The sequence below is a fragment of the Enterovibrio qingdaonensis genome (assembly GCF_028683135.1).
Lineage (GTDB): Bacteria > Pseudomonadota > Gammaproteobacteria > Enterobacterales > Vibrionaceae > Enterovibrio > Enterovibrio qingdaonensis.
The window spans coordinates 16,652-40,744 of record NZ_JAJUBB010000004.1 but is presented as its reverse complement, the minus strand read 5'-3'; the positions used below and the strand labels follow the sequence as shown (position 1 = coordinate 40,744).

Below are 24,093 nucleotides of genomic sequence, written 5' to 3'. Positions count from 1 at the left end.
CATGTTATCTCAGAAAATCATTGAAAAACTGCGCGAGAATTTCATTCACATCGGCGCAGAAAACCCGAAAATTGGTACGCAAGATTTACGTTGGGAAATGTGCGAAGACGGCTACTGGGTAGCCGGCTTCTACGTGGGCGAGCTTTGGCTTGCCTACATGTTGACGGGCGATCAGGCGTTTCGAAACCAAGCGACCATGCGACAGCCATTCTTTGAGCATCTATTGAATGAACCTGCGCTAATTAATCACGACTTGGGTTTCCTGTTCAGTCTCTCATCTGTCGCTGAGCACAAATTGACGGGTGATGAGAAAGCCAAGGTGCTAGCGATTCGTGCCGCTGAGGCTTTACGTGCGCAATTCCAGCAATGCGGTGAGTTTATTCAGGCATGGCCGCTTACCAAGATTAATACCGAAAACCGCAATGAATTGGCGGCAGGTCGTATGCTCATCGACAGCTTTGAGAACATGGCACTGTTGTTTTGGGCACATAAACAAACGGGCGTTCAGAGTTTCTATGATGTGGCTGTTGCCCATGCGAAGACGGCAGTGAAGCACCTGATCCGCGAAGACGGTTCTACCTTCCACACGTTTAAGTTTGATGCGGCGACCCAGCAACCCATTCGTGGTGAAACTCTACAAGGATTTAGTGATGACTCTTGCTGGTCTCGCGGCCAATCTTGGGCGATTCATGGCTTGTCACAGATCTATCGATATTCCGGAGATATCGCCTTCTTGGAAGTCGCTCGTAAGGTTGCTGATTACGCGATTGCGCATCTTACGGAAACGTCATTGTGTCCTTGGGATTACGATGCGCTGGTCGACGAAAGAGGCGTGATTCTTGACTCTTCGGCCTCGGCTATTACCTGTGCGGGCTTGGCTGCATTAGCAGAACTGGACCCTGAAAACGCAGAGCGATACCGCGAAGCGGCGAACCGCATGTTGGCAAGCCTGACTGAACACTGCGCCTTGTTTGATAACCCAGAAGCACAAGGCTTGCTTGATCACGGTGCGTACTTTGTAAAACGTGGTGCCGACCGCGCCATGCTGCCCTATGGCGACTATTTCTATTTCGAAGCTGCACTGCGTTTAAGCGGTAAGCATGACCTGTTTTGGTAAGGTAAACATGATTATTGGCAATATCGACAATCTCAAAGAAACGGCTTTTGGCGCTGTTATCGAACGTGTGCTGGCGTTGAACCCGTTGGCGTTAACATCCGGCATTCATAAGTTGGATGGGGATGATCTCTTCATCAATCGTGTGAGCGGAGAAACACGTCTTGTGGAAGACTCCCAATCAGAGATACATAAGCAGTATTTTGATATTCACCTTGTATTGGAAGGCGCTGAAAATGTGGGTTTCGCCATTCCTAAAGCGAGCACGGATTTTATGGCGGAAAGCACATTTAACAACGACTGTGAATTGGTGTCAGACGTCGCGGGCGAACAGTTTGTGACCTTGAGTGTGGGCGAGTTTTTCGTGATAGAACCCGGTATCTGGCACCGTCCAATGATTGCAGTTGGCGGTGTTGCACCCATTGAGAAAGTGGTGATAAAGATAAACAAAGAGGCCATTTAGGCTTTTTCGTCTGACTCAAAAGCAGCACTCGTGCTGCTTTATTTCCGCCATACGTTTTCCCTGTCACCTCTGTGATGTCGATCACCAAAATGAATCAAGAACGCATTGCCTTCAAAAGGCGGGAAACCTACTCTTAAGCACTTTTTCTCTCGCTTTTACAGTCCGCAGTTTCCATGAATAATTCTCTAAAATCGGCCATTGCAATTTCACTGCTTGGCGTTTCTTCACTTTCGTTTGCTAAAACCGATGTCAGTTTGATCATCAAAAATGGTCAGGTGTTGACGATGAATCCACAGAAAGAGGTTTATAACGACGGTGTGGTCGTCATCGACAACGACGAGATTGTGGCGGTCGGTGATGTGTCATTGCTTAACAAATACACCTCAGAAAACATCATTGATGCGGAAGATGGCATTGTGATGCCAGGCATGATCAATACGCACAATCACTTGCCGATGATCGCGTTTCGTGGCCTCGGTGAAGAGGGTATCGAGAATCGCCTGTTTGCCTACTTCTTCCCGCTCGAAGCGAAGAAGCTGAGTCGCGAGCTTATTTATCAAGCAACGCGCTTGGGTGCACTCGACTTGGCGCAAAGCGGCGTGACGACTTACGCAGACATGTATTACCACGTCGATGAAATGGCGAAAGCCACCAAGGAAGTAGGCCTGCGCGCAGTGTTGGGTGAAACCGTGATTAAGTTTCCAGTGGTTGATGCAAAAGAGCCATTTGGTGGTATTGAATACGCCAAGCCGTTTATCGAACAGTATAAAAATGATCCGCTAATCACACCTGCTTTGGCCCCACACGCGGTGTATACCGTTTCAGAAGCGAAATTCAAAGAAATTGACTTGCTGTCAGAAAGGTATGATATTCCTGTGCTCATCCACGTTTCCGAATTTGGTAACGAGAGTGAGCGAATCGAAGGCAATGCGGAAAAACTTAGCCCAATTGAGTGGCTGGACAGTATCGGCGTGCTGAATGATCGCATGGTGCTTGCTCATACCATTCATATTGATAACGATGATATTGCGCTGGTGAAGCAATCAGGTGCGGGTATTGCCTATAACCCAATGGCAAATGCTAAAGGGGCTACGGGTATTGCACCTGCGTGGGATATGTACAAACTGGATATTCCAATGGGACTCGGAACCGATGGCCCTATGAGTTCGAACCAAGTCGACTTATGGCGTACCCTGAGCTATGCCGCAAACATGCAACGCTTAAAGCACAATGACCGCACAATCATGATTCCTGAACAAGTGATTGAACTGGCGACGATTGGCGGGGCGCGTGCACTGCATATGGAAGATGAAATCGGTTCGCTGGAAGTCAACAAAAAGGCCGATGTGATTATTGTGGAGACCCAATCTGCGAATATGCGTCCTTCCTATGATCCCTACGCGACCTTGGTCTATCAGGCTAACCCAAGCAATGTGGTGACAACCATTGTAAACGGTGCGCTTGTCATGCAAGACAGACACATGAAAAACGTTGATACTGGTGACATCAATCAGGCTATTGATAAGATAGAAGCGGATATTGCAGCGTTTGCAAAAGAATTGGCGAAGGAAGCCATCAAATCGCCTAGCTTAATGAAATAAGCACTTTGAGGATCCTAGTATGAAAAAAGCGTCGTTAGTTGTTTCTGTCATGTTGGTGCTTTCAGGGTGTAGCGCGCCAAAAGATTCTGGCATGGTTGGAGCGGACAAAGACGAGCATGGCTGTATTGGCTCTGCGGGCTATGCGTGGTGCGCCAGCACAAACCAATGTGAACGTTCTTGGGAACTGGCGAAAGATAAGGGATTTGAGAATACACAAGAAAGCTTCAACGCGTTCTGTGCTCAATGAGGACCCTATAAAAAACGCGCTTCGAGCGCGTTTTTTCTTTTTTGTCAGTGATATATGCTATTCGCAACGACTTGCTGTCATCTTCATACTGGCGATGTTCTCTCTGCCTCTGCTCGCATCAAGATCACCGTTTAGAATTTCGACGGAAATGGTGTTTCCTTGGTTAAGATAATCGACCAGTATCTGGTTGTTGCACACTTTGTCGTAAACAAACGCCTGTGTGTTCGCCTGAAGTCTATCTCGCTGTTCGGGCACTTCTCCTAACCCCATAATGGCCAAGGCAATAGAGAGGGTATTGTTTTTATGAGAAAACCCAACCATTTTTAGCCGTTCATCATCACCAACAAAATATGTTTCGAAGGCCGCGCGTTCTGCTTGCTCTGCGTCTTCTTCTAGCGATGCATATTTCCAGTAGCTCAGCAGTTGAAGCGTCACAACGAGCGTAAAAATGGTGTAGGCGAGCATTTTTGATTTCATAGGCACGCTTCCTTGTGTTTTCACGGCCCATCGCATAATTATCAGCCGAGATGTCAGTTATACCAAAACGCCTGAGCTAGACGTAATTTGCGTGTAAAAAAACGCGCGTTGTGCGCGTTATATTGAGGGAAGAATTGTAACTACAGAAACTTCTCGATCAGAATTTCATCGATATACTTGCCATTGATCTTGGCGTGTTTCTTCGCACGTCCCACCACTTCAAACCCGTTTTTCAGGTATGTCGCCAATGCGGCTTCGTTATCGTCACGGACATAGGCAAACAGCTTTTCGTAACCCATGGTTTTCGCTTTTTCAAACGTGCTAGCAAACAGTGCTGAAGCAATACCTTGACGACGACTGTTAGCTTCCACGTAAGTGCCAATAATGCCGACATGATCGAACGAACGGGTATAATTGGCAAAAGGCTCAACGGTCTGGAAGCCCAGAATGTACGATGTCTCAGCGTGCTGGGCAACATTGAATACACCATTTTCGCTAAATACTTGAATAAAGAACTGCTCTTCTTCCAAGGTAAAGGTGGAATCTAAAATTGTGTATCGACCATCCTCAATAATCGGGTTGAGGATATCGATGATACCTTGCGCATCTTGAAGGGTAACGTCTCTTACAGCCACTGACATATACGTGTATTTCCATACGTTTTTTTATGCTGCGAAGCCTACCCCAATCGCTGAGTCTTGGCTAGCTAATGAGGCTGACTGAACAAGTTACGAGTTATGTAATTGGGAATTATACCTTGTAAACTCTCTGCCCATGGGCTTTGATACCGAGCGGTGTTTGAGTGGTAAATACGATTTGATATGGTAGTAATAAAGTCCAAAAGAAAACTATATAGAAGAAAAAAGGCAGCGTGTTCACTGCCTTTTATATCTTTGTGGGCTGGGCTATTTCCATTTTATTATTTTCAGTATTTCACCTTCGTGATTTCGCCTGATGGAATGAACAGACTGATATTTATCAAATAGTCCTGATTGCTTGATTTTTTTCAACCTAGAAATAAAGCACCCAGGCATTGTTGAAAAGTCCAATACGACAACATGTTCGCCCTCATTCCACTCACTTGGATGGAGCATGTAATCTGAGTTAGTGGTTAGTCTTTTGAACGTATTTTCATCTACGCACGCCCATGTCATAAACCCTTCCACATAGCCTAAATCAGGATCAACGAACACGTGCTCATTTCCATGGCAAACCGCAGGTAGAATCCAAGCTTTGATGGAGGCAAATTGAAATACTCGATAATGAGCAGACTGAGACAGTGCTAAAGTAATGAGTCCTAACCTTCTGATATACTTTTCATGCCAGTCAGAATAGATTTCAGTGTTGTTCATAATTCACCTGATGGTAGCGTTATATCTGACGGTAATTCAATATTTTCTCCATTCGGTAAAGAGAGGTACCTTAGAGCGGTTGAAAGAGCCGCATCCAAGACAAACATCTTATTATTAATATGTTCTCTCATTTCGATTGAAGAAACCTTGGTACCGAATACGAGACAGTAATCCTCATTCATTGGAAAAGAAAAACGATACAGGACTCGATTTTCTAAGGAAGAGTAAATGACTGCGCATTCCGCACCATACTTGGTGTAATGTTTTGTCCTGACTAATGCCTCTCCGGGAGCTACGAAAAGGCTCATCCTTCGCGATGAACTGATTTTCTCATCCATAAATGCAGTGAGATTCAAATTCTTTGTGTTTTGCTCAGCTTCCATTTCCACGATGTCTTTATAGATAGAGATATAGTTTTTATACAAAGCCTCAGGTTTTGAGTTTCTCAGTTTGACGCTTATATCTATCGCTTTTAAATGATTTTCTAGTTTTATGTGGTTGTTAATAATGGTTCTAGACGCATTTACCGCATTCTCAAAGTTATTCTTAAGCTCGGTTAATAAGGCCTGATTACCTTTTAGTGACACGATGAGGTTTGGGCTCTCGCAGACAAGATCTTTAAGGATCTGATGAAATGAATAATAAGCTGTGCCTTCGTACCCCGATAACCTCTTCTCCCTTTCTGAATTTATTGTAACGATTTTGAGGAGGGTCTCGGAGTACTTAACGAGTTTGACGACATCAGGTGTTCTCTCTGTACCCGAGAGCGGTACGTCGATACCAGATAAGAACAATAATTCTTGAAGCATGTGTTCATAATGATGATCGAAAAAGTGTTTTACGATTTCAGTGTCATCAATATTATCTTCATCGGCACTACAATCTGGATGATACTTATTGACGTAGTATAAGAGCCCACACATTAATCGAGTAAAAGACAAATGGTTAGACCATATCGGGGGCTGAGAAGGGTTGTATTTGTAATTACCGTGGTCTGGAAGTCCGGATGCGGTTCCAAAATCAATAAGTCTGCCGTCTAGGCATGTGTTTGAAGATGTAACAGAACCATGTAGCACACATCGAATTCTTAGTTTGGCGCATTCAGAAGAAAATATTCTGGCCAGTGACTTGAACTGCTCTGTCAAGTTTTCCCCTGCAGGTAGAAAGTGATGAATATTCTCGATACATTCTCTTGTGCGTTGTACATCAGAGTAATTTTCAAATTTTTCTGGGTTTAAAGGGTAACAGTATGTCACTCTTTCAAAATGAGACGGGCGGACAGATGGCTCCCTGAGTATCAGAGCGCCTACTGGAGTGGTTGTTATTCCCAGTTCATCAAAATTAATATCAAAAGGCGTGATGTGATTAGTAGAAATAATCGCGGCAACTCTTATGGCACCTTCACTGAATTCGTGATGAAAATATTCAGCCCAAAATGCTTCTCGAATACCTTCTTCTAGAGATGCGCCTCCATGGCTGTGCCAATAGTCGACATATTTCCCGGTAAGTTGATTGCGTCCAATACCTTTAATTTGAAAATCATTAGCAATCCCACAACGAACGCCTCCGATATTCGATGCTTCAGACCCAGAACCATAGATTTCGCCGTAGAATGTACGTGTACGAGAAGTTAACGGCGTGCCTACATCATCGTTGCTAATCATGTAGGCATATTCGTCGATTAACTGATTTTTGGTTTTCGCAATGGCTTCGGGGCTACTTAAATCATATCCATACTCTGTCAGTAGCGCGGTATTTATCCAGCATACTACGGGATCTTTTAGTTGACGAGCTTCGAATGGCTGTAAAGATGAGGGGGACAGCTTCTGCTGTATTGCGGCAAACTTCACGCTAATACTCCTGACTTTTGCGAAGGGTAATTATCAAAGGTGGCTAGAACTGCCACCTTTGAAGTAACGATTAGGACTTAGTCCTCAGGGTTACCTGGGTTTGGGTTCCAAGGGTTACCTTCTTCGTCATAACCTGGGTTGGTACTGCCACCACCACTTTCACCACCTTCTGCACCAGCACCAACAATGTGAGTACAATCTTGGATTGAAAGCTCTTCCATTTTGTATAGTTTCATAACATATCCTTAATAGATAAATAACGAATGTAAGGTGTCTATTTTCCTTACCTTTTTAGCAATACTTTTCCTGAATAAAACTGTCAATACAGCAAGATTACGTTTCTATTTCTTTGGAGTGAACAATATCGGATGATGTCTAGTAATGCCGTCGATTGCATTAAAATTTAGACATGAATCCCACATGGTCTTTATTGATTTAAAAATAAATTGAAGAGTTTAAGCGATGGTAATACTTCTAATAACGAGTCTTAGGAGGTCGTTGTGAGAAGTATTTATAGAGAAAGTTACAAGCCAACTGAAATGACAACTGATGGCTTGTTGGATACTTCCAATGACATTAAATCATTACCTTTAACCATTTTAACAATTGTTCTAACAATCACGGTTTGTGTGTTTTTCATTGATTATCAGCGTGTAATAGACACCCAGGGGTATCTCGTCTCAGATAAAGGCGTAGTAAGGGTATTTGGAGAGCAAGGGTTGGTAGTCGATAAGCTTCACATCCAAGAGAATGATTATGTTTCTCTTGGTGACAATCTTGTTGAGTTTAAAAGATCGATCTTTAATGCAGAAGGTAAAGATGTATTAAGGATGAAGTACAATATAAATCAGTCCGCACTTTCTTCGTTACAGGAAGAGATCAGCAGTACTGAAGAGCTGTATGTAGTACTTAAGAAGAAATTGCTAGAGAGAATTGAGAAGAATGAAAGAGAAATCAACATCATCCAGGATGAAATGAAACTTACGGTAGAAAATGTAGATATTGTAGATGACAAAATTGCAATGTACGAAGAGTTGCAAAAAAACAAACATATGTCAAAAGTATCTCTACTAGACCAAAAAAGCCTAAAAGTGAATTTGCTATCAAGGCTTAAGCAATTGGAAAGAGATGTATTCTCAATAACAAAAGAAAATGAAATATTAAACACTGAAATTGAAGAGCTAGAAAAATCAAAAGTTCTGAGTATATCGCAACTTAAACGGGATGTTAGTGAGCTTGAAATAATGTCTGCCGAGTTTGGTGTGAGTGAAAGCAGTATTATTAAATCTCCATCTGCTGGTGTTGTTACCATGCTTAATACAAATGTTGGCTATGAAGTTGACGGTCTTCCTCTATTTACAATTATACCTAAGGGTAGCGTCCTGTACGCAGAGATTTATCTTCCTTCAGAAAAGATAAGCTGGGTTGAGGTAGGTGATGAAATGGATATCAAATACCATTCATTTCCTTATGAAAAATTTGGGAAATTTAAAGGTGTGATAACGAAAATTTCTCCAGTTCCTGTTCCATTCACACAACTTAGCGAAATGGCTAAAGAAACACTAGAGCTTAATCCATCAAGCGGATATTACAAACTTACCGCTAGAATAGAAGATAATAAAGTTTACGTTGATGGTCATGATAAAACACTGAGCCCTAGTATGGCGTTTAATGTCTCAATTAAGGGAGATATTATGAAACTGTACGAATGGTTACTATTAAGTGATAAGTAGGGTTGTATGTCTAGTCAAAATTTAAACCTGTCATTTTTTAGTAAACTTCCTATTTACTATCAATCCGAAGCTACTGAGTGTGGCATTACGTGTTTGGCGATGATTGGTACATACCATGGTTATGAATTAGATGTTGCCAGTGCAAGGAAGAAATTTAATGTTTCACTTAATGGAACAAGCCTCGCTGAAATCATTTCGTTTGCAGAAGTAATGGGTTTTCAAGCTCGTCCTTTGTCGTTGGAAGTTGATCAAATCGAAGGGTTACAACTCCCATGTATTTTACATTGGAACATGGACCATTTTGTCGTACTTAAAAAGATAAAAAAGAATAAGGTTTATCTGCATAATCCAGCGTTGGGAGAGCAGGTCCTAAGTATCCAAGACTTTGACCAGTTTTTTACAGGTGTCGCCCTAGAGCTTACGCCTTCTTCTAGTTTCGAGCGTAAGTCTGAGGTGAGGAGCATTTCTCTTTCTGGTTTGTTGGGAAGCTCCTTGGGTTTACTACGTCCCTTGCTCTATCTTTTTGCCTTTACAGTGGCGATTCAAATTCTTGGTATAGTCTCTCCACTCTTTACGCAGTGGGTTATTGATAAAGTGCTAGTAAGCAGCGACTACTCCATGTTGACCATTCTTGCATTGGGGTTCATCGTCATTGGCTTACTGCAAATTTCAACCCAGTTTTTCCGCAGCTGGCTTCTGTTGATCTGGAGTTCTAGGGTCAATTTGCAGTGGAGTAGCCGGGTATATCATCATCTGTTAAACCTCCCAACAGATTGGTTTTCAAGGAGACATATTGGAGACATTTCTTCGCGATTTTCTTCAGTATCGACAATTCAACAAACTATTTCTAATAATTTTATTGAAACGATTCTTGATGGCGTATTTTCATTGGGGATTCTTGCAATTATCTCAATTTACAGCATTAAATTAACGCTAATTGTTGTTTTCTTCCTTTCTCTTTATTTGGTTCTTAGGCTAGTTACGTATTCGAAGTTCAAAAACTATTTGGAATTAACAATTTTAGCCTCTGCTAAGACGGATTCAAACTTTATAGAGGCAGTTCGAGGAATAGTCCCAATACGGTTGAAGGGGGCAGCCTCATCTCGATTGAGACTTTGGCAGAATCATAAAGTTAATGAAATAAACTCGTCTATAAAGCTATCTAAACTTAATATAGTAATCTCATCTACTAATGGGGTTATATTTTGTTTGGAAACTGTATTCGTCATTTGGATGGCGGCGTTGTTGGTTCTAAGTGGTGAGATTACAATCGGTATGATGATCGCATTTATTGCTTACAAAGCGCAGTTTATCGGCAGAACGATAGATCTCATAGACCGGACTTTAGAACTGAAAATGTTGCGTCTTCACAGCGAGCGTTTAGCTGACATTATGCTCGAAGAAAAAGAAGAACTAAATCTTGAAGGTGCTTTTAGTCGTGATTTTTTTGAAAGTGACATTAAGTTCAAGAATGTATCGTTTAAATATGACAATAACACCCCCTATGTATTTAAAAATGTAAATTTCAATGTTAGTCCAGGGGAGTCTGTGGCGGTCACTGGAAAGTCAGGATGTGGAAAAACAACACTCATCAAGCTTTTACTCTTAATGAATGATTGCTCAGAAGGAAGTGTTGAAATTGCAGGTCATGATATAAAGAGCTTAAATAGAAATGAGTATCGCAATAGCATCGGTGTTGTAATGCAAGATGACCAGCTGTTCTCTGGGACCATTTTAGATAATATTACATTTTTTGATCCGAGTCCGGACTTTGAATTAGCAATGGAGTGTGCGAAAACAGCTTCAATTTATGATGATATCGATAAGATGCCAATGAAGCATCGTACACTTGTTGGCGATATGGGAGATTCATTATCAGGAGGGCAAAAACAACGTATTATTCTCGCAAGGGCGTTATATTCAAAGCCAAAGCTATTGATACTAGATGAAGCAACGAGTCATTTGGATGGAGAAAATGAATCAATCGTCAATCATAGAATTAAAGAGTTAGGGATTACATCATTAATTATAGCTCATCGTAAAGAAACTATTAACATGGCGGACAGAGTCTTGGTGCTAACTAGCAACGGATGCAGTGAAGTCAGTGTTGATCAGCGAGCCAATGAAAATAATATGGAGTTAGTATGACTTTTTTGATATATCTGGCTGTTACACTGATTGTCTTTCAGGTCTCAGTTTCGTTCTTTTATATTTATAAAGCTATAAGGTTTGAACCTGTTTCAAGCGAAAATGACGATAAGAGTGTTAGTATTCTTATTCCCTATTATAATGAAACACCTCAGGACATCATAGATACGTTGAACTCCATTGCTAACCAGAATTCCACCTATGTAAAGCAAGTTGTTCTTGTAAATGATGGTTCGAATAACGGTTGTAATCTGGATGTTGAAAATCACCTTTCCTCCAACAACTTTTCATTTACAGTTGATCATATTCAAAAGCCAGAAAATGGCGGTTTGAAGTCAATTGCAATGAATTATGGCTATCCATACCTGTCTAAAGAATCAGACTATATTGTGGTTATAGATTCAGACACTGTATTGGCTCAAGATGCGATTCGAAATTCGGTATCATTTATGGAGTCGCATCCAAATTTCTCGGCAGCATCGGGGGCGATTTCTATCAAGGACGGCAAGTCAATGATGGAAAGGTTACAGTATTATGAGCACATTGGTATTTATCCAGTGATGAAACACGGTCAAAGTGCGATTGGTTTCTGTTCAGTGCTAGCTGGTGCTTTCTGTATTCACCGCAAAGGTGCGATGGATGAAGTCGGTCATTGGCAAAATTGGTTAGTTGAGGATATCTCATGGACTTGGAAAGCCCGAGTGATGGGGAATTTTATCGGCTACATACCAACAGCGCATGCGTACACGACGTGTCCTGTTTCAATGAATGCCTTTTTCAAGCAACGTCGTCGTTGGGCTCGGGGCAGAATCGAAGCATTCAAAGAGGCACTTAAGAAGAACTACAAACGTTCAATTTATTGCTTGCCTTGGCTTGCTTATTGGATGGCAGGCATCTTTGTACCGTTTATGTGGATTGCATTAAGCATACTGAAGTTTGATGTATTTATTGTTCTGTTTAGCCTAACAATGTTGATGAACTTTTATGGATGCTACAAGTACCAGGTTATTCACAATAGAAAAGTCTCCCTTAGTGAAGTATTCAGGTCCACACTTGTTTCGTTCTTCCAAGATTGGCTTGTGAGTATTCCCCATTTCTGCGGTGTGATTGATGAGATTTTTGGGCGCAAAAAAGTTTGGGCGACTCGTTAGTCTTCGGTTTTATACGCTGCCAGTCCAAAAGCATTGTGAGCGTTCATGGTAAGTAGCAACAAAACAAAAGCCACAACTTACATTGTGGCTTTTTGTTTAAAGAGACTTTTTTAGCCCGAGAGCTTACTTCGCTTTACGATCTTCGATGCGCACTTCCGCGACTTTTGCTAGCGCGTCTGGGCGTGCTAAGTATGCTTTAAAGCCCAGTGACAATGGCTCGCCAGCACGTTCTTTACGGTTCTTACCTTCTGTAAAGGCTGCAAAGCCGTCACCACCGTCTGCAAGGAAGTTGTTGGTGACAACGCGGTAGGTGCGCTCGTCAACCATTGGCTTACCGTTAAGCGACAGCTCCAATACACGTTCGCCGACTGGCAGAGACGAGTCGTATGCCATGTGAACACCGCTAGATACCTGCATCACACCGTTAGTCAGGCCAGCAGCGTGTTCCATTAGCGAACGAATTTGTTTGCCAGTTAAGTCCATCACCACTGGGTAGTTCGGGAACGGCAGTGAATCAATTACATCGCCGTAAGTGATATCGCCCGCTTCAATATCTGCGCGAATGCCGCCACTGTTGGTAAAGGCTAATTCACCGTCAGGGAAGTTTGGCAGCATGGAATCGGCAACGAGGTTGCCCAGCGTTGAAGACTCACCGTATGAGCGAATCAGCGTATTCTCAGTGTGCGTAAGCTTTTCACTGACGATTTTATCCACTACGCCTTTCCATTTCTCGATACGCGCGTGCGTTTCTTGGTCGGCTTTCCACTCATCCGCCCAAATGGTTTTCAGCTCAAAATCATAATCTTTGATCTTGCCGGCTTTTTCATCGAAATCGACGGTCAGCTTGCCCACGTTGATGCCGTAGGCATCGGTAGAAACGATCAGCGTGTCGTTCACTTCAATCACTTTTGGTGTGCCAACGTGCGCGTGTCCGGTTACTAAGATGTCGAGACCTGCTACTTGTTTTGCGGTTTGAATGTCTTTGTCCAGTGCTCGGCGAACGTCGTTGTTTCCGAGGCTGGATTGACGTGCAGGTGTGCCTTGGTGAGCCAATAGAATGGTGATATCAACGTGCGGGCGCAGTTCATCAAGGTATTTTTGCAAGTATTCGATTTCGTCACGCGCTTCGAGATTTTGGCGCATGTTGGCTGCCACGGTGTCGTAGAAAGCGAATTTACCGTGTAGGCCGATAATACCCAGCTTCAAGCCATCGCGTTCAACGATTGTGTATGGCTTATCCCAAAACGGTTTGTCGGTGCCTTCAAAGAACACGTTGCCAAGCAATACTTCGAAGTTTGCTTTGGACAGTTGAACAAGTGTGTTGTCCCAGCCGTAATCGAACTCGTGATTACCAATCGATGCAATGTCATAACCCATGCTGTTCATGATGTCGATGATCGCTTCACCTTCGGTCAAGGTATCGACGGTAGAGCCAGAGAAGTAGTCGCCCGCATCAAGCACAATTGTGCTTTCAGGTTGCGCTGCTTTTTCTTGTTTGATGTAGCTAGCGACATTCGCAAAGCCACCCACTGCGCGTTCTTCATCCACATAACGTGCGATAAACGGAGCCACCTTCGCGTGAATATCATTGGTGTACACAATGTTCAATTCTTTCGCGCACAAAGGCGTTGCTGCTAACGCAATCAAAGAGGCAAGCAAACGTTTTTTCATGTTCTTCTCCTTAGGTAAACGGGCGGCAATATACGGAAACGTTTGCGTGCAAATTACGATGAACATCACGTTTTAATTCGGTGGGATGGATAGAATTGCGCGATTTTCATTTTTTGTTGCTATTCAGATGCTTGATCTAAACGTATGCAAAAGCGGCCGCTGCAAAAACCTCGGTGTTCCAAATGCCAAGGAGTACGAATACAACATTCGTCCATTAGGCTTTTTGGCCATGCGTTGCGGCGTGTGCTCAGCGACACCGCCCATGCTGGACAATGAAAGCTACGGCTTGATGCGAAACCATTGGCAACAACAAGTTGCGCTACTTTCGGGTAAGCGGTGCCCAGATTGCGGCTCTCATTCAATCAAACGTTTCGGACAAAGCAGCAACGGTAAGCAGCGCCTTCAATGCAAAGCGTGTCAGAAAACCTTTTCGATGCGCACCCCCGTGATGAAAGGCCAGCAACAGCTAGTGGAACAAATTAAAAACGCGCTTTTTTGTGGCGAAGAGGGGGAGAGCCTTATTCGACTTGCAGCAGAAAAAGGCGTGCATTTTGATCGCGCCTGCGAACAGCTAAAGCGTCAAGCGCAGGAAAGTATGTGGCGCGGTGAGCCTTCAAAATTTATGGCAAGCACCGTGTTTACCTTGCCCTACAAAGGTAAGGGTAATCAGCTCTGGGGCATTATTACTACAGACATTGAGAGTGGACGAGTGCTGCACATCAGTACGTCATTGGTACCCATGGTATTACCCGAATCAGGCCAATACCAGCCTTGTGCGGATGCACCACCGTTAGTGGTTGAAATATCTGACTCTGCTATCGATCTGGCACAGAAACAAGAGCAGCGATTCTTACTGCGTCAACAATTCGACCGCTGTGATTTTGGCGTGGCATCACTGGGGAGTAATAAGCACAGTCATGCGTTGCCTGTGCTAACTGCTCACGCGCATTTCGCTGTTCTCAATATGCTGAACCATGGTGACGACGGGGGCGCGCACTTACTTTCTCATGAAGTGTTCCTTCGCGGCGCATGCATCACACAGTTTTCCAACCAAGTGAAAAACCAGCAGATGTCTCTCGCGTATGTGGTGGGGGAAACAGACGGGAATATTCGTTTATCAAACGTTCGAAAGCTGGGCTGGTGGCAGAACCATTGGCAGGAGTTTCGTGATAGTTCAGGGGCGAGTAAAGCCTTCTCGGTGCTGTGTGGCAATATGGATTTAGCACCCGAAGCGATTAGCTTAATAACGGCAAAACAAGCAGTGAGCTTTATCGAGCAGAACATGAGTAAGCTAAACCTCGCCCAGTTCACTGCCTCACGGGTTGATAGCTTTGCGGCCGTGCTGGCTGCGCGGTATAACCACGAGCTACCGGTGGTGGAGCCTAATGGCCTTAGAATGGAAAGCGATGCCCAACATATCGGCGTTTGTTTATAAAACGAGGTATCACGCTATTTACCTTACCCAAACATTACGTGATTAAACAGCCGTCTTTCGACTTCGGCATCTGCCACATCCATCGGTTTAAACGTCACGATTTGTCCGGGGCTGCGCTGTGACAGTTGGCCTGCACCTAGGCTGCTAAGGCAACCGATTTTTGGGTAGCCGCCGATGGTTTGCCGGTCTTTCATGAGTACGATTGGCTGGCCATCATTGGGAATTTGGATTGCACCAAAAGCGATACCTTCCGAAATTATACCGTCTAAGTTGCACTTCACTTCGGCACCGGACAGGCGATAGCCCATGCGGTCAATATTCTGACTGACTTCGTAAGGGCTGGTGAAGAAAGTCATTTGTGCGTCGTGTGTGAAACTGTCGTGCTGATAGGCGGGCATAACGCCAAGTTCTAACGGGGCGTCGTAATCGGGGATTGCCCAACGCGGTGTGCGTTGTTCGGCGTGGTGATATGTCGGGGTAAAAGCTAAGACATCGCCTTGTTTCAACGGCTCACCGTTACCTCTTAAACCGCCCAAATTTTCACGCTTTACGGTCGAGCAGCTACCGAGTTTTTGCGGCGCATCGAATCCTTCTTTAACGGCAAGATAAGCGCGTAGACCTTGCTTTGGCATACCGAAAGTAATTACATCATCAGGATAAACAGCATAGGTAAGCCAAGGGGATATAGGCTTGTCGTTTAGCGTGGCGGCAAGGTCGGCTCCGGTTAACGCGATGCTGGTAGCTGCATTCGCTTTAAGCTGCAATTGGCCGAAGGTGATTTCCAGCATATTGGTGTCAGGGGCATTACCTAATAGCCGATTGGCCCAGTAGAAGGCATGCTCGTCCATCGGTCCGCCAGTGGTGATCCCGAGGTGTTGATAGCCCAACCTACCGCTGTCTTCGAGCAGGGTTAGCATGCCAGGGTTGATGACGTCGAAACTCACAAAATTCCCCCTTGATTCAAAAACTCTTGTTTATCGATAGGAAGAAACTTTACACGGTTTCCCACATTCACACGGGCGAGGGAGTCACTTTCCCAGTCAACCATATTTAGAGGAGTGCGACCGATTATTTGCCAGCCGCCCGGTGTACTGCTTGGGTAAATGGCCGTTTGGTTGTCCGCAAGACCGACACTTCCCGTTGGTACTTTAAGGCGCGGCGTCGATTTGCGGGGAATCATAATGGCGTCGTCAAGGCTACCTAAATAGGCAAAGCCGGGGCTAAAACCGATGGCATAGACGCGATACTCTCGCTGGCTATGATGCTGAATCACAGATTCAATATCTAAGCCTGTCTTGTCGCAAACATCGCGCATATCCAATGCCACTTCCTCACCGTAGTAGACGGGGATCTCGATAATGACATTGTTCTCATCATCGTCGACGTTCCTCGTTGTTGCATTCAGTGCCGTACGAATACGTTTGATGATGTCAAAGCGGTCAGTGCGATTGAGATCAAAGCCCACCAGCATTGAGTTGTACGAGGGGATCATGTCTGTCACCAAGTCTCCGAGTGCATCTCTGACTTGATAGATGGCCGTGTTCACGTCAGCCGCAATAGCATCATCTATTTTGTCACCGAAATAGATGATCAGGGTCTGTTCGTTAACGGGTTCAATTCGCGCCATTGTCCCTCCACTGACGAAGAGACTGAGCAACAGCAGACGCATGCGGACCATCGCCATGAATACAGAGGGTGTCTGCCTGAATAGGAATAACTTTTCCACTCAGGGTGTTCACAGAACCTTGTTCAACGATTTGCAGGACTTGTCGGAAGATAGCCGCAGCACTGCCATGGACTGCCCCTTCAATACGTCGGTCAACCAGAAAGCCTTCATCGTCATACGCGCGATCGGAAAAGGCTTCAAACATCAGATCAATGCCAATTTCATCGGCCATTGCTTGAATGGGCTGACGATTTGGAATCGCCATGACAACCAGCGGACAGCCTGGTGCAGAGTCTTTCACGGCAAGCATGACAGTTCGTAAAACGGACAAATCTTTCATCATGGTGTTGTAAAGCGCACCGTGAGGTTTGACGTAATCGACAATGGCTTTTTGTTGGGAACAAATACCTTTCAGTGCGCCAATTTGGTAGCCCAGCCAGCTATAGAGTTCTTCTTCCGTGCAATCAAACTTACGGCGTCCAAAACCCATTAAATCCGGATAGCCGGGGTGCGCGCCGATTGTCACGCCATGTTCGCGTGCCATCGCCACGGTTTTTTGCATAGTGACGGGATCTGATGCGTGAAACCCACAGGCAATACTCGCCATATCAATGCAGGGCATGACTTCGCTATCTTTGCCCATCGTCCAAGCTCCGAAGCTCTCGCCCATGTCGCAGTTAAGTTTCATCCAATGTCCTTATTGTTACGCAACGTCGCTAGCGTTGACTCATCGTAGTAGGGAGATAAGTCACTATCTCAGGAAACACGGTAATCAAGACTAATCCCAAAAGAATGAGCATGAAAAACGGAAGCGCAGCCCTTGCGACATAGAGTATGTTTTTGCCGGTGAGTGCCTGAATAACAAACAAATTAAAGCCGACAGGCGGTGTGATTTGGGACAGTTCGACCACAAGAACAATAAATATACCGAACCACAGTAAATCAATGCCTGCTTGTTGAACCATCGGCAGTACGACTGCGACGGTCAGTACCACCACAGAAATTCCATCAAGGAAGCAACCAAGCACCACGAATAAAATGGTGAGGTAAAGAAGCAGTTCAAAAGGGGACAGTGACATGGCAGCTATCCATTCTGCCAGTGCACGGGGAATGCCTAGAAAACCCATCGCTAAGGTGAGAAAGTGTGCACCGACTAATATGAACCCGATCATACAAGCACTTTTTACCGCGCCTAATAGACTATCGATAAAGCTTTGCTTGGTCAGTGACCCTGTTAGCTTGGCAAGCACCATGGCACCAAACACACCCAAAGCAGCCGCTTCTGTTGGCGTGGTGAAACCGCCATAAATAGAACCCAGCACAAAGGCGATGAGCGCGACGATTGGGAGTAATTTTTTCAGGGCTTTAAAACGCACACTCCACGTGATGTCATCTTTATCATGTTGAGGTAATTGGTCTTTATTGAACAAAGCCCAAACGGTCGTGTAGCCAACAAACAGCGTCATCAGCATGATGCCGGGCAAAGCACCTGCAATGAACAGGCGACCAATCGATACTTCCGCGGCAACACCATAAACAATCAGAATAATGGAGGGAGGAATAAGCAGGCCTAAGGTACCGGAACCGGCCAAGGTACCAACAGCCATTTTTTCGCTATAGCCTTGTGCTTTTAGTTCAGGCAGTGTCATTCGCCCTATGGTGGCGGCTGTAGCAGCTGATGAACCCGAAACGGCCGCGAAAATACCGCAACTGAGGACGTTCACATGGAGCAGCTTCCCAGGAAAACTGCTTAGCCAAGGTGATAGTCCTTTGAACAAATCCTCTGAAAGACGGGTTCGGAATAACAGCTCTCCCATCCAGATAAACATGGGAAGCGCGGTGAGTGACCAACTGGTGCTCGCGCCCCAACTTGAAGAGGCGAAAAGTAATCCAATTTGTTCGTTTCCGCTGAGGTATAAGCCCAACACACCGACACCCACTAGTGCTAGTGATACCCAGAGTCCTGCAGCAAGAAAAAGCAGCATGCTGACAGCAAGGATGATGGAAATAAGCGTCATGTCCATTACACGCCCTCCTTGTCATCAATCATTTCGATGGACACATCTTCATCTTCAAGCAGTTTGTAGTGAGGAGTAATCCCGCGCACGTTTTCGATTAGGCTATCAAGCACAGCGAGCGTAAACGCAATCATGCCAACGGCTAATGGCACTTGAGGGATCCACAATGGAATAGGAATGTAGCCATGGGTAACTTCTTCGAAATCGTATGACTCCCACACCATATATGTGCAGTAGTAGCTGGCGAAACAAAGAAGCAGAAAGGCAAAGAGAAGCACAACGGTTTCTAGTGGTCGCTGTACTGGAGCGGGTAAGCGTTGAATCGCGAGGTTCACACGAATGTGCCCGCCCTCTCTGAAAGTATATGCCAAGCCAAAGAACGTCGAAGCGGCGAGTGCATAACCGGAAAAATCTTCTGCCGAGGGGACGATAAACCCTAAAAAGCGACCGACAATTTGGGCTAGGATGATCACCATGATCAGCACGATGAAAAAGCCGGATAAGCCACCTGACAACAAATACAGTGTGCGCTTCATGAGAAACCTTCCTGATTGGTATGTGGAATGTGTTTGGATGTTTTTCCCTCCCCACGTCCATGTTAAGGGGAGGGTATTGTCAAAGTGAGTGGTTACTCACTGAGGTAGCTATTCACTACGATAGTTATTTAGAACTGGCGCGAGTGCTTTCGGATTTTCCGCTTCCCACTCTTCTGTCATCGTGACACCAATATCCTGAAGCTCATTCAGTAGCAGTGTCGATGGCTGCGAAACGACAATGCCATTGTCAGCGAGGGTTTTGGTGTCCTTCGCTTCTTGCGCGGTAACTTCTGACCAACCGCGTGCTTCTGCTGCGGCGGCTGCATCTAGGATGGCTTTTTGCGTGTCTTTATCCAAACGTTTGAACGCGCGCTTGTTAACGACGACAAAGTTTTTCGGGATCCACGCTTTCACTTCGGTAAAGTGGCTGAGGTAGTCCCAAGCCTGACCGTTAGCACCGGTGGAAGGTGACGTGATCATGGCATCGATGATGCCGGTGCTGAATGCTTGCGGGATATCAGGAACCTGCACCGTGGTTGGGGTGGTATCCATGAGATCTGCCAGACGTGACGTTGAAGGGCTGTAAGCACGCATTTTGGTGCCTTTAATATCAGCCAGTGAGTTGACTTCTTTTTTGGTATATAAGCTTTGCGCGGGCCAAGGCACAGTGTAAAGCAGGATCATTCCTTCTTTACTCAATTGCTTTTCGATTTCTGGCTTAGCGGCTTGCCACAGTTTTTGAGCCTGCTCGTAATCGGTCGCTAGAAAAGGAATGTTGTCGTGCTTGAAGATTGGGTGGGTGTTACCCATGATGCCGATAAACACTTCGCCCAACTGCACCTGACCAGTGCGTACTGCACGAGGAATTTCAGGGTGCTTCATTAGTGATGCGCCAGAATGCACCTTTATGTCTAATTCTCCGCCTGTTGACTCTTTAATTTGCTCAGCAAAACCGTATGCAATCTTTGTCGGCAGGTTCGCATCACCGTATGGGGTTGGCATATGCCATTGGGTTGCGAAAGAGGAGGGCACCAGTAACACCGAAAGGGCGAGTGCTGCCGCAGGTAGCAGGGTTTTCAACAACTTCATCGGAAGTCTCCTTTTCTCAATTGTTCATTGTGGTAAGGCGTTTATCAAAGGACAGAAAGTTGCTCAGAAGCAATATCTGTCACCAGCATCTTTCCAGGAGCATGTGTGATTGCAATCGGGGGTTTTGCGTTTGCAATCGCGACTTGAGGCGTCACGCCGCAAGCCCAAAATACGGGGATTTCGTCATCATGAATCGGTACTGCATCGCCAAAATCGGGCGTGGTAATGTCTTCAATACCAATCATGCTTGGGTGTCCCAAATGAACAGGTGCGCCGTGTGATTTCGGGTAGCGCGTGGTGATTTGTACTGCGCGTATGGCGTCGGCTGGCTTAAAGGGACGCATGGACACCACCATGGTGCCGCCAAAGTGTTCACTGGATTCGACCGGGATATTGGTGCGGTACATGGATACATTGGACTGACAATCGATATTACGAAGCGAAATGCCCGCGCGCATTAAGGCGTCCTCAAACGAAAAAGAGCAGCCCAACACAAACGTCACCATATCGTCCCACCACAGTTGGCGGATATCCTGAATTTTCTCGGTCAATTTTCCATGCCGAAAAACATGATATTCCGGTACATCGGTACGGATATCGATATCATGACCCAGCGCATCCAATAGAGGCTCGCCGGGTGCGGAAACAGCAAGGAGAGGGCATGCAACTGGATTACGCTGACAAAACACCAGAAAATCATCAGCCCACGCTTTCGGTAATATCACGATGTTTCCCTGAGCGAGTCCTGATGCAAAACCGCTGGTGGAGCCGTTAAACGAACCGCTGCGAGCTAACTGCCGAATCTCACGGGCTTGTATAAGGGATGCTTCATGCTGGTTGGTTGTAATTGAATGTTGTTGTCCTGCAAGCATCTGTTTACGCCCCACCTAGAGTTTAAGTTTATTGTTAATTACATGTTACATCTTGGTGTCATTCCGTCCAATTATAGTTTTTTACGGATTTTGATAAATAAAATTAATCGGATATGTGAGCGTGATTTGCTGCAATATCTACCGCGAGCTTAGCGGCTTCTTCGGCGGCCCCATTCAGCGGGGCTTGCAAGTAGGAGGCGGTAAAACCAAGAGGGGAAGGTGTCCAGTCGCAGTCAACGTAACGTAGCTTGCCTTCATCCACCGCTTTTTGCGCGATGGCGGTGGGCAAGCTGGCGAGTCCTAACCCATCGACTGTCATGCGAAGACATGCAGAGAGTGAACTCGATGTAAAAAAGCGTACTTCCGCAGTGTCAGCATTCGAAAGCTGTTCTTTTATCTCGCCAAACGGACGGGTATTTCTGGCGTAGGTGATAATCGGCCACCGGGCCAAGTCGTCGAGAGAAAGTGTCTGTTCCGGTAAATCAATAACCGGGCTTGCCACCCAAGCAAGCGGGTAGCGACAGAGAGGGTGATTGGTGACTGAGGCTTCAGAAATCGGTCCCATTAAAAACGCGAGATCGAGTGTTCGATCCATCAAATCGTGTCGAAGGTTTGCGGTGACATCTACCGTGATGTCGATATCCAGGCGCGGAAAGGTTTCCTTAAACTGCTTGAGAAAATCGGTCAGCCAAGTGTGAACAACGGTTTCTGAAATCCCGAGTCGCAAGGTCCCTGAAAACAGCGCATTGTTTTCTGCACGGCGATGAAACTGATCTGCAGACTGCAACATTTTCTCCGCAAAGGGCAAAAGTTCTCTGCCTTTAGCCGTGAGGGCAATGGGGGACGCATCGCGGTCAAACAATATCACGCCAAGCTCTTTTTCCAAGCTGGCAATGCGGGAGGAAATGGCAGGTTGCGTGGTGAATTGTTGCTCCGCCGCCTTGCGAAAGCTTCTGAGTGTGGCGACGAGGACGAAGGTTTCGATGCGTTTTAAGTTCAATGAATACTCTACCTACGGTGTTTATTAACAAAGATAGAGTATAATTTGCGGGTTTCCATGGCGATAACCCGCAGTCACTGCTCACCTCGTTGTGTGAGTAAAATCTGTGTGTTGTTTGGGCAAAGCGACATTTTGAATGTTTTAGGGCGAATCGCCGCCCAGTTTTCGCCATGCGCGATTGTAGCCAGCTGTCCAAAACTGTGTGAGCATGTTTGATTCTTCAAAAGGGAGTTTGATGCTGACCCATTCCTTGTTAGAAAACTCATTATGTAGATAGTGCTGGCCTTCTATTGAGTTGGCAATGGCAAAACTTGTGTTTGTGTGGGTGCCAGTTTCAATACAGTAGATGTCGAGCGTCACGCGTGTACCATTGAGTCGTGACTCGTAGGGTCGCGGGCTATCTTCCACCTCGCAATATTGATTCCACATAAAAGCCACTGTCTGAACATCATCATTTTTCAAAATCTTCGCTGCGTATAATTTTTGATTTTGATAAAACGTTGTGAGTTCGTTTTTTGCCTGCTCTTGTAGCAATGACACGTCATCGTCAGTTAACGTTGCCCCTTCAATAAGCGTTGATATAGGAATTTCTTTTTGGAATGTTATTCGAATAAGGAATCTGACGTTTGAGGCGTATTCCTCCGGAACACGGATAACGTTGTCCGCAGGAAGATTTTTGAGCGTTGCGACTAACCATTCGTAGATTCCCATTCTCTCTTCGAGAATTTTTGACTGCTTTTCTCTGTACTTCGTGTATTGGGATATGGCAACAAAGTTTTCATTGACATGGAATGAGTGAGAATTTGATGAATGGTGCTTCTGACTCAGAAAATTCTTAAAAATGGCATTGAACTCGTTTTGGGTATCGTGGTTTTCAACCCGGTACTTTGCCTCTAAACAACTGACTTCTTCTTGTGCAAATACCGCCGGGTTCGCAAGGAATAAGCTGATGAGAACCAATAGCTTTTTCATTTCTCCTCCTTTGGAGTACGTTTTATTTACTCAATTCTGCGCACTTTGGCTAAACGTCATCTGTCACGATCGTTCAAGTAACGCAATCATTGTATGGACACCTAGTTGCAGTTTTTGCGTTCTTTGGGATACAAACCGCAGCTCAGTTTTTAGTGCATTTAGCAACGCAATGCGTGCTTCACGTTGTTGGTCTTGGGAGATCACTTTTATTCACGATGAACGTGAACCTCTATCAGGTACTCAGAGTAAGGGTGTGCAGAGATGGCAATCTCTAACCATGTGTGTTGCTTTACGACCTGATATGTTCCCTCGTTATGTATAACGCTATCCCCGCCTATATAAACATCAGGTTGCCCGTCAAATCCTCGTACGTTGACAGAGAAAATATCGCCTTCAAAGCCGAGAATGTAGTAGTGGTTAATGTGCTCTCCTCCGACTTGAAATACGTGTTGATACGGTGTGTCGTCGGTGTCGATAGCAACGTAAAAATGATTCCGGCTCAGTGATTCAGTGTGCTCAAGCAATGCTGCTTTTAGCGGGAAAGCGGTAAGCAGCATGATGATAATCAGAGAAAACAGGACACTCATGGTTAGCTCCCAAACAGCATAAAGCCATGGTCTGATTCGAAAAAAAATGGGGTTTTGATTTTGACTTTTTATGCACAGTGCGTTGCTTATTTGCGTCTCTATAATTTCTTG

Annotated in this window: 24 protein-coding genes; 8 read left to right on the top strand and 16 right to left on the bottom strand. The window is 45.2% G+C overall.

Annotated features, from left to right (window positions below; all coding sequences use genetic code 11):
• The first annotated feature begins 1 nt into the window (after position 1).
• The 4 genes from LRP49_RS07180 to LRP49_RS07165 all read left to right on the top strand — a co-directional run bounded on the left by LRP49_RS07180 (position 2) and on the right by LRP49_RS07165 (position 3,425).
• Positions 2–1,117, top strand: coding sequence for a glycoside hydrolase family 88 protein (locus LRP49_RS07180; RefSeq protein WP_274141252.1), 1,116 nt, complete (start codon positions 2–4; stop codon positions 1,115–1,117).
• A 7-nt stretch (positions 1,118–1,124) separates the two neighbouring features.
• Entirely contained in the window at positions 1,125–1,577 is a 453-nt protein-coding gene (locus LRP49_RS07175; RefSeq protein ID WP_274141251.1) for a NanQ anomerase/TabA/YiaL family protein, read from the top strand.
• Positions 1,578–1,750: 173 nt separating this feature from the next.
• Positions 1,751–3,178, top strand: a complete 1,428-nt coding sequence (locus tag LRP49_RS07170) for an amidohydrolase family protein (RefSeq protein WP_274141249.1) — start codon at positions 1,751–1,753, stop codon at positions 3,176–3,178.
• A gap of 19 nt (positions 3,179–3,197) precedes the next feature.
• Positions 3,198–3,425 carry a putative periplasmic lipoprotein gene (locus tag LRP49_RS07165; protein WP_274141248.1) on the top strand — a complete coding sequence of 76 codons (228 nt, stop codon included), beginning with the start codon at positions 3,198–3,200 and terminating at the stop codon, positions 3,423–3,425.
• A gap of 57 nt (positions 3,426–3,482) precedes the next feature.
• Here the strand turns inward: LRP49_RS07165 and LRP49_RS07160 are convergent, their stop codons facing one another.
• The 5 genes from LRP49_RS07160 to LRP49_RS07140 all read right to left on the bottom strand — a co-directional run bounded on the left by LRP49_RS07160 (position 3,483) and on the right by LRP49_RS07140 (position 7,340).
• Positions 3,483–3,902 (bottom strand): hypothetical protein, encoded by a 420-nt coding sequence (locus LRP49_RS07160; RefSeq protein WP_274141247.1) that lies wholly within the window; start codon positions 3,900–3,902, stop codon positions 3,483–3,485.
• Positions 3,903–4,042: 140 nt separating this feature from the next.
• Positions 4,043–4,543 carry a GNAT family N-acetyltransferase gene (locus tag LRP49_RS07155; protein ID WP_274141246.1) on the bottom strand — a complete coding sequence of 167 codons (501 nt, stop codon included), beginning with the start codon at positions 4,541–4,543 and terminating at the stop codon, positions 4,043–4,045.
• A gap of 264 nt (positions 4,544–4,807) precedes the next feature.
• On the bottom strand, positions 4,808–5,254 hold the full coding sequence (locus LRP49_RS07150; protein ID WP_274141245.1) for a toxin-activating lysine-acyltransferase: 447 nt from the start codon (positions 5,252–5,254) through the stop codon (positions 4,808–4,810).
• Positions 5,251–7,104, bottom strand: coding sequence for a hypothetical protein (locus tag LRP49_RS07145; RefSeq protein ID WP_274141243.1), 1,854 nt, complete (start codon positions 7,102–7,104; stop codon positions 5,251–5,253). The genes LRP49_RS07150 and LRP49_RS07145 overlap by 4 nt, the downstream gene beginning before the upstream one ends.
• Positions 7,105–7,181: 77 nt before the next feature.
• The gene (locus LRP49_RS07140) at positions 7,182–7,340 is read right to left on the bottom strand and encodes a hypothetical protein (protein ID WP_274141242.1); all 159 of its coding nucleotides are present in this window, start codon (positions 7,338–7,340) and stop codon (positions 7,182–7,184) included.
• A 264-nt stretch (positions 7,341–7,604) separates the two neighbouring features.
• On the opposite strand from LRP49_RS07140, the gene LRP49_RS07135 reads away from it, so the two are divergent.
• Genes LRP49_RS07135 through LRP49_RS07125 form a run of 3 tightly spaced genes read left to right on the top strand, consistent with a single transcriptional unit; the run spans position 7,605 to position 12,136 of the window.
• Positions 7,605–8,837: an HlyD family secretion protein gene (locus LRP49_RS07135; RefSeq protein WP_274141240.1), complete on the top strand. Its 1,233-nt coding sequence runs from the start codon at positions 7,605–7,607 to the stop codon at positions 8,835–8,837.
• A 6-nt stretch (positions 8,838–8,843) separates the two neighbouring features.
• Complete coding sequence (locus LRP49_RS07130; RefSeq protein WP_274141238.1) at positions 8,844–10,985, top strand: peptidase domain-containing ABC transporter; 2,142 nt, start codon at positions 8,844–8,846, stop codon at positions 10,983–10,985.
• On the top strand, positions 10,982–12,136 hold the full coding sequence (locus tag LRP49_RS07125) for a glycosyltransferase family 2 protein (RefSeq protein WP_274141236.1): 1,155 nt from the start codon (positions 10,982–10,984) through the stop codon (positions 12,134–12,136). The genes LRP49_RS07130 and LRP49_RS07125 overlap by 4 nt, the downstream gene beginning before the upstream one ends.
• Before the next feature lie 123 nt (positions 12,137–12,259).
• On the opposite strand, the gene LRP49_RS07120 is transcribed toward LRP49_RS07125, so the two are convergent.
• Complete coding sequence (locus LRP49_RS07120; RefSeq protein ID WP_274141235.1) at positions 12,260–13,807, bottom strand: bifunctional metallophosphatase/5'-nucleotidase; 1,548 nt, start codon at positions 13,805–13,807, stop codon at positions 12,260–12,262.
• Between the two features lie 85 nt (positions 13,808–13,892).
• Between LRP49_RS07120 and LRP49_RS25310 the strand changes: the two genes are divergently transcribed.
• On the top strand, positions 13,893–15,242 hold the full coding sequence (locus tag LRP49_RS25310; protein WP_420791528.1) for a transposase: 1,350 nt from the start codon (positions 13,893–13,895) through the stop codon (positions 15,240–15,242).
• A 23-nt stretch (positions 15,243–15,265) separates the two neighbouring features.
• On the opposite strand, the gene LRP49_RS07110 is transcribed toward LRP49_RS25310, so the two are convergent.
• The 10 genes from LRP49_RS07110 to LRP49_RS07065 form a co-directional block, all read right to left on the bottom strand.
• Positions 15,266–16,186: a 5-oxoprolinase subunit C family protein gene (locus tag LRP49_RS07110; RefSeq protein ID WP_274141234.1), complete on the bottom strand. Its 921-nt coding sequence runs from the start codon at positions 16,184–16,186 to the stop codon at positions 15,266–15,268.
• On the bottom strand, positions 16,183–16,869 hold the full coding sequence (gene pxpB / locus LRP49_RS07105; protein ID WP_274141233.1) for a 5-oxoprolinase subunit PxpB: 687 nt from the start codon (positions 16,867–16,869) through the stop codon (positions 16,183–16,185). The genes LRP49_RS07110 and pxpB overlap by 4 nt, the downstream gene beginning before the upstream one ends.
• Positions 16,856–17,596 (bottom strand): 5-oxoprolinase subunit PxpA, encoded by a 741-nt coding sequence (locus LRP49_RS07100; RefSeq protein ID WP_274141232.1) that lies wholly within the window; start codon positions 17,594–17,596, stop codon positions 16,856–16,858. The genes pxpB and LRP49_RS07100 overlap by 14 nt, the downstream gene beginning before the upstream one ends.
• Positions 17,597–17,624: 28 nt before the next feature.
• Entirely contained in the window at positions 17,625–18,932 is a 1,308-nt protein-coding gene (locus tag LRP49_RS07095; protein WP_274141230.1) for a TRAP transporter large permease, read from the bottom strand.
• On the bottom strand, positions 18,932–19,462 hold the full coding sequence (locus tag LRP49_RS07090; protein ID WP_274141229.1) for a TRAP transporter small permease: 531 nt from the start codon (positions 19,460–19,462) through the stop codon (positions 18,932–18,934). The genes LRP49_RS07095 and LRP49_RS07090 overlap by 1 nt, the downstream gene beginning before the upstream one ends.
• A gap of 108 nt (positions 19,463–19,570) precedes the next feature.
• Positions 19,571–20,551, bottom strand: coding sequence for a TRAP transporter substrate-binding protein (locus LRP49_RS07085; RefSeq protein WP_274141227.1), 981 nt, complete (start codon positions 20,549–20,551; stop codon positions 19,571–19,573).
• A 44-nt stretch (positions 20,552–20,595) separates the two neighbouring features.
• Positions 20,596–21,423 (bottom strand): putative hydro-lyase, encoded by an 828-nt coding sequence (locus LRP49_RS07080; RefSeq protein WP_274141225.1) that lies wholly within the window; start codon positions 21,421–21,423, stop codon positions 20,596–20,598.
• Between the two features lie 103 nt (positions 21,424–21,526).
• Entirely contained in the window at positions 21,527–22,423 is an 897-nt protein-coding gene (locus tag LRP49_RS07075) for a LysR family transcriptional regulator (protein ID WP_274141224.1), read from the bottom strand.
• Between the two features lie 141 nt (positions 22,424–22,564).
• Complete coding sequence (locus LRP49_RS07070; RefSeq protein ID WP_274141223.1) at positions 22,565–23,395, bottom strand: hypothetical protein; 831 nt, start codon at positions 23,393–23,395, stop codon at positions 22,565–22,567.
• A 206-nt stretch (positions 23,396–23,601) separates the two neighbouring features.
• A complete protein-coding gene (locus tag LRP49_RS07065) occupies positions 23,602–23,982 on the bottom strand; it encodes a hypothetical protein (RefSeq protein WP_274141222.1) in 381 nt (126 codons plus the stop codon).
• Positions 23,983–24,093: the final 111 nt, after the last annotated feature.

Coding starts and splice junctions, on each gene's coding strand:
- LRP49_RS07180 (WP_274141252.1), top strand. CDS start 2: ATGTTATCTCAGAAAATCATTGAAAAACTGCGCGAGAATTTCATTCAC.
- LRP49_RS07175 (WP_274141251.1), top strand. CDS start 1,125: ATGATTATTGGCAATATCGACAATCTCAAAGAAACGGCTTTTGGCGCT.
- LRP49_RS07170 (WP_274141249.1), top strand. CDS start 1,751: ATGAATAATTCTCTAAAATCGGCCATTGCAATTTCACTGCTTGGCGTT.
- LRP49_RS07165 (WP_274141248.1), top strand. CDS start 3,198: ATGAAAAAAGCGTCGTTAGTTGTTTCTGTCATGTTGGTGCTTTCAGGG.
- LRP49_RS07160 (WP_274141247.1), bottom strand. CDS start 3,902: ATGAAATCAAAAATGCTCGCCTACACCATTTTTACGCTCGTTGTGACG.
- LRP49_RS07155 (WP_274141246.1), bottom strand. CDS start 4,543: ATGTCAGTGGCTGTAAGAGACGTTACCCTTCAAGATGCGCAAGGTATC.
- LRP49_RS07150 (WP_274141245.1), bottom strand. CDS start 5,254: ATGAACAACACTGAAATCTATTCTGACTGGCATGAAAAGTATATCAGA.
- LRP49_RS07140 (WP_274141242.1), bottom strand. CDS start 7,340: ATGAAACTATACAAAATGGAAGAGCTTTCAATCCAAGATTGTACTCAC.
- LRP49_RS07130 (WP_274141238.1), top strand. CDS start 8,844: ATGTCTAGTCAAAATTTAAACCTGTCATTTTTTAGTAAACTTCCTATT.
- LRP49_RS07125 (WP_274141236.1), top strand. CDS start 10,982: ATGACTTTTTTGATATATCTGGCTGTTACACTGATTGTCTTTCAGGTC.
- LRP49_RS07120 (WP_274141235.1), bottom strand. CDS start 13,807: ATGAAAAAACGTTTGCTTGCCTCTTTGATTGCGTTAGCAGCAACGCCT.
- LRP49_RS25310 (WP_420791528.1), top strand. CDS start 13,893: ATGGATAGAATTGCGCGATTTTCATTTTTTGTTGCTATTCAGATGCTT.
- pxpB (WP_274141233.1), bottom strand. CDS start 16,869: ATGGCGCGAATTGAACCCGTTAACGAACAGACCCTGATCATCTATTTC.
- LRP49_RS07100 (WP_274141232.1), bottom strand. CDS start 17,596: ATGAAACTTAACTGCGACATGGGCGAGAGCTTCGGAGCTTGGACGATG.
- LRP49_RS07095 (WP_274141230.1), bottom strand. CDS start 18,932: ATGGACATGACGCTTATTTCCATCATCCTTGCTGTCAGCATGCTGCTT.
- LRP49_RS07090 (WP_274141229.1), bottom strand. CDS start 19,462: ATGAAGCGCACACTGTATTTGTTGTCAGGTGGCTTATCCGGCTTTTTC.
- LRP49_RS07085 (WP_274141227.1), bottom strand. CDS start 20,551: ATGAAGTTGTTGAAAACCCTGCTACCTGCGGCAGCACTCGCCCTTTCG.
- LRP49_RS07080 (WP_274141225.1), bottom strand. CDS start 21,423: ATGCTTGCAGGACAACAACATTCAATTACAACCAACCAGCATGAAGCA.
- LRP49_RS07070 (WP_274141223.1), bottom strand. CDS start 23,395: ATGAAAAAGCTATTGGTTCTCATCAGCTTATTCCTTGCGAACCCGGCG.
- LRP49_RS07065 (WP_274141222.1), bottom strand. CDS start 23,982: ATGAGTGTCCTGTTTTCTCTGATTATCATCATGCTGCTTACCGCTTTC.